Below are 1,166 nucleotides of genomic sequence, written 5' to 3' on the forward strand. Positions count from 1 at the left end.
GCCCAGGCCGCGCCGTGCCCCGGCCGGCGTGGCCTGGGGCCGATAGAGCGCCTGGATGGCCGCTTCCGTCATGCCCGGACCGTTGTCGTCGATACGCAATTGCACGTAACTTGCCCCGTCGTGGATGATGTTGTCGCTCACCGCAATCTTCACCATCTTGCCCCCGGTCAGGGCCTCGGAAGCGTTCTTCCACAGGTTGAGCACGATTTGTTTCAGATTGTCGCGATTGATCCGGACGGCCACGCCGGATGCCGGGAACTGGGTCTCGACCCGTATGCCCCGGGCCTTGAACAGCGTGTCGGCATACAGCATCAGGAAATCGTTGAGCAGGCCGACTAGGTCGGTCTCGCCTCCGGTCTTGGCACCCTTCAGGGCTTGCGTCATGTGGCCGACGATGTTGGCCACCCGGTCGATCTCTTCGGTCAGCACCGCCAGCTCCTGGCGCCCGCCATCCTCAGGCAACTTGCGCTCCAGGATTTTGAGGTAGCTCTTGATGATGCCAAGCGGGTTGCCTGCCTCGTGGGCAATTTGCCGCGCCTGGGTGGTGAATTGCTCAGTCAGCTCCACCGCTACCTGCTGACGATGCCGTTCGGCCTCCTGCGCGGCATCCAGGCTGATTGCCGCGATCTTGCCAAAATTGGCCAGCCACGGAATCCGTTTCTGCAGGCGGCTGTGCTGGCGGGGCGACAGGCCGCAGATCATCACGCCGATCACCCGGTTGCGTGCCAGCATCGGGATGCACAACAAGCCCTCGGCCGAGAGGGCGCGGGCCAGTTGCAAATCGAGCAGGGACAGGGGCTGCGGGTTGTCGAAGGTGGTCCGCACCTGGCGCTGCGCGACGGCCGCCGCGGCGAGCGAACGCGAGGCAAGCAGCGGGATCGACAGTTGCCGGAACAGATCGGGCTGGCCGCCAACCCGCTCGCCGGACAAGGTATCGCCCGCATCGTTGGCGAGCAGGATGGCCACCTTCGACAGCTCGAAGAGAATGCGCGCCGATTCCTGAAGGGCGAGGAGCACTTCCTTGTCGCTGCCCAACTGGAACAGGTCCTGTTGCAGCGGTTGTAGCAGCGCCATGCCACCCATCAGCTCGCCGAGCGCTTCTTCCGCCGGGTTGCCGGGCGGCGGCGCCGGGGGCGGGGCCGCTAAGGTGGTGCACCGCTTCGGGA

1 protein-coding gene is annotated in these 1,166 nt (G+C 65.4%); it reads right to left on the minus strand.

From position 1 onward, the window contains the following. The coding region (locus A6M56_RS10220) for an ATP-binding protein (protein ID WP_286758125.1) at positions 1–1,166 on the minus strand (1,166 nt) is incomplete at both ends.

This window comes from Ralstonia sp. RL, assembly GCF_001683835.1.
GTDB lineage: Bacteria > Pseudomonadota > Gammaproteobacteria > Burkholderiales > Burkholderiaceae > Ralstonia > Ralstonia mannitolilytica.